This window comes from Vibrio sp. 10N.222.48.A3, from assembly GCF_041475345.1.
Lineage (GTDB): Bacteria > Pseudomonadota > Gammaproteobacteria > Enterobacterales > Vibrionaceae > Vibrio > Vibrio tasmaniensis_A.
The window spans coordinates 1-3,640 of the sequence record NZ_JBFRVX010000758.1 but is presented as its reverse complement, the minus strand read 5'-3'; the positions used below and the strand labels follow the sequence as shown (position 1 = coordinate 3,640).

4 protein-coding genes are annotated in these 3,640 nt (G+C 43.5%); 3 read left to right on the top strand and 1 reads right to left on the bottom strand.

Going from position 1 to position 3,640, the window contains the following annotated elements; genetic code table 11:
* Nucleotides 1-549 (bottom strand): enoyl-CoA hydratase-related protein (locus AB4653_RS19455; RefSeq protein ID WP_372105053.1); only part of this gene is annotated, 549 nt, incomplete at its 3' end.
* 227 nt (nt 550-776) lie between these two features.
* Between AB4653_RS19455 and AB4653_RS19450 the strand changes: the two genes are divergently transcribed.
* The 3 genes from AB4653_RS19450 to hemG are packed head-to-tail and all read left to right on the top strand — an operon-like array spanning nt 777 to nt 3,430.
* Nucleotides 777-1,400 (top strand): YigZ family protein, encoded by a 624-nt coding sequence (locus AB4653_RS19450; protein WP_009848168.1) that lies wholly within the window; start codon nt 777-779, stop codon nt 1,398-1,400.
* Between the two features lie 34 nt (nt 1,401-1,434).
* A complete protein-coding gene (locus AB4653_RS19445) occupies nt 1,435-2,892 on the top strand; it encodes a TrkH family potassium uptake protein (RefSeq protein ID WP_009848169.1) in 1,458 nt (485 codons plus the stop codon).
* A 10-nt stretch (nt 2,893-2,902) separates the two neighbouring features.
* Nucleotides 2,903-3,430 carry a menaquinone-dependent protoporphyrinogen IX dehydrogenase gene (gene hemG / locus AB4653_RS19440; RefSeq protein ID WP_004736667.1) on the top strand — a complete coding sequence of 176 codons (528 nt, stop codon included), beginning with the start codon at nt 2,903-2,905 and terminating at the stop codon, nt 3,428-3,430.
* The last annotated feature ends 210 nt before the right edge of the window (nt 3,431-3,640 follow it).

The window sequence follows — 3,640 nt, the reverse complement described above, 5'->3', positions numbered from 1 at the left end:
CAAGCCAACTTTAAGTGCTTCATCTGCACGGCATGCTTTGCCTTGCGTGATAATTTCCATTGCACTGTCAGCACCGATAACACGTGGCAGACGCACACAACCACCAAAGCCAGGCATGATGCCAAGTTTGGTTTCTGGTAGGCCTATGCTGGTGGTCTTGTCACCGATACGGAAATCGGTAGCGAGTACACATTCACAGCCGCCGCCAAGGGCATGGCCACGCATCATTGAAAGAGTTGGGACAGGAAGGTCTTCGAGCTTGCTGAAAATTGAATTAGCGAATCTTAACCATTCATCAAGTTCGGCTTCTGGCTTAGCAAATAGGCCAAGAAATTCAGTGATGTCTGCGCCTACGATGAACGCGTCTTTGTTTGAAGTTAAGATTAAACCACGTAATCCAGCGTGAGCATTAAGAGCATCTAACGCTTTATCTAGTGATTCTAAAGTAGCAAGGTCGAGTTTGTTTACAGAGGCCGGAGCACAGAAGCTAAGTTCTGCAATACCATCTTGTAATTCCTTTACCTGTAAGGTGTTAGCTTGGTAAATCATTGTCTATCTCCATGACATACAATCCACGATTGTTTGAGAGAATCTTGTTATCTTTCTATTATTGTAGAATACCTGGTAAGACCAGTTATTCTAGTCTGTACCTCTGCCTGGTGAATTTCAATACATTTTTTAAACAATTGTTTAACATTGTGCGATGGCACAGATCCTCTAACCCTTATTATTCACGCGTGATACACTTCGCCGCTCTTATTAATTAAGTTAACGATATGAATGAACAGCCCTATTTAATACCGTCAGCGTCGGCTCTGTTTGAAGAAGAGATAAAGAAGAGCGTCTTCATTACTCATCTTGCTCATACTCCAAGTGTAGAAGCTGCTAAACAGTTCGTAGAACAGGTAAAAAAAGAGCATTCATCAGCGCGACATAATTGTTGGGGTTTTGCTGCAGGGCGACCTGAAGACTCAATGCAATGGGGCTTTAGTGACGATGGAGAGCCATCTGGTACTGCGGGTAAGCCTATCTTGGCGCAACTGTCTGGTTCTGGCGTTGGTGAACTGACGGCTGTTGTTACTCGTTATTCTGGCGGAATCAAGCTTGGAACGGGTGGCCTAGTAAAGGCTTACGGTGGTGGAGTGCAACAAGCTCTCAAGCTGCTTCAAACTATCGAGAAAAAAATAACCACAAAATTACGGCTAGAGTTAGACTATGGCTTTGTGCCAATTGCGCAATCCATTATGGCTCAGCATCAGGCTGTTGAAGTCCAAGCGGATTATGGTGTGCAAGTTGAGCTTATTATTGAAATAGAGCTCCTTCAGGTAGATTCGTTTACCCAAACCATGATCAATAAAAGCGGTGCTAAGGCACTGGTAACGAAAGTCAAAGACAACTAGGAAGTGTGAAGCATTTCGCTTCGTTCAATAGCTCATGCAATTTCGCTCAATTATTCGAATCGTCGGATTATTATTAGCACTTTTTAGTGTATCAATGCTCGCACCTGCGCTCGTCGCACTGATCTATCGAGATGGTGCGGGTGTGCCATTTGTGACGACTTTCTTTGTTCTATTATTTTTTGGAGCAACTTGCTGGTTTCCAAACCGACGCTATAAACATGAATTGAAGGCGCGAGATGGCTTTTTGATTGTTGTTTTGTTCTGGACGGTAATCGGCAGTGCGGGTGCGTTACCGTTTTTGATCGCTGATAACCCGAGTGTTTCGGTAACCGATGCTTTCTTCGAATCCTTTTCTGCATTAACTACAACTGGTGCGACGGTTATTGTCGGCCTTGATGATCTCCCTAAGGCAATTCTGTTTTACCGTCAGTTCCTACAATGGTTTGGTGGTATGGGTATCATCGTATTGGCGGTAGCCATTCTTCCTGTTCTGGGTATCGGTGGTATGCAGCTGTATCGTGCTGAAATCCCAGGTCCTGTAAAAGACAGTAAGATGACACCGCGTATTGCTGAAACGGCAAAAGCGCTCTGGTACATCTATCTCAGCTTAACAATTGCTTGTGCAGTGGCATTTTGGCTTGCAGGTATGAGCTTCTTTGACGCTATTAGCCATAGTTTCTCGACTATCGCAATTGGTGGCTTCTCAACGCACGATGCAAGCATGGGCTATTTCAACAGTCCTGCTATCAACATGATTACGGTCGTGTTCCTTCTTATATCTGCATGTAACTATTCTCTTCACTTTGCGGCATTTGCTTCTGGTGGTGTACATCCTAAGTATTACTGGAAAGATCCTGAGTTCCGTGCCTTTATCTTTATTCAAGTCGTGCTGTTCTTAGTTTGTTTCTTATTACTGTTGAATCACCATTCTTATGACTCGTATTATGATGCTTTCGATCAAGCCTTGTTCCAGACAGTATCTATTTCAACAACCGCAGGCTTCACCACAACCGGTTTCTCTGAGTGGCCGCTATTCTTACCTGTGTTGCTTCTGTTCTCTTCTTTTATAGGTGGTTGTGCAGGTTCAACGGGTGGCGGTATGAAAGTCATTCGAATATTACTGCTTACTTTACAGGGTGCTCGTGAAATGAAGCGTCTTGTTCACCCGCGTGCTGTCTATACCATCAAGGTTGGTGGTTCGGCGCTACCACAACGTGTCGTTGATGCGGTTTGGGGCTTCTTCTCTGCATACGCATTAGTTTTTGTGGTTTGTATGTTGGCTCTTATTGCTACGGGGATGGATGAGCTAAGCGCTTTCTCTGCCGTAGCGGCAACGCTGAATAACCTTGGCCCGGGCTTAGGTGAAGTGGCAATGCACTTCGGCGATGTGAATGATAAGGCCAAATGGGTGTTGATCGTATCTATGCTGTTTGGTCGTTTAGAGATATTCACCTTATTAATTTTATTGACCCCTACGTTTTGGCGTAGCTAAGGACAACATTGTGGCAAAAGCTCTATTTTTATATTCAAGCCGTGAAGGGCAGACCAAGAAAATCTTGAACTATATAAAAGAAGAAATGAATGAGTTCGAATGTGAGCTTCAAGATCTGCACACTATTAGTAATGTCGACTTTGCTCAATACGATAGAGTGTTGATTGGTGCATCTATTCGTTACGGCCACCTTAATAAGAAGCTATATAAGTTCATTGATGCCAACCTTGCTCAGTTGCAATCGAACAAGGTTGCTTTCTTTTGCGTTAACTTAACAGCTCGTAAAGAAGACCAAGGCAAAGATACTCCTGAAGGTAGCGCCTATATTAAGAAGTTTCTTCTTAAGTCTCCATGGCAGCCGACTCTAATCGGTGTATTCGCTGGTGCCCTCTATTACCCACGTTATAACTGGTTCGATAAAACCATGATTCGCTTCATTATGAATATGACAGGTGGAGAAACGGATACAACCAAGGAAGTTGAGTACACAAACTGGGAAAAAGTCTCTTTATTCTCTAAGAAATTGCAAGAGATGTAAGAGAAAAGCCTACTTTTGAGGCGTTTTGTGCTCTTTTTAATCGAACGAATAAAAAAACGAGAAAAACTTCAAAAAGGGCTTGCCAGTGTGATCGAAATCTCTATAATGCCACCTCGCTGACACGGGATGGCTTCGAAGCTTTGGTTTCAAAAGCGAAAACGAATCAGCAGGTCAAATTAGCCAAGCTAAGCGCTTGAAAAAAGTTTTGAA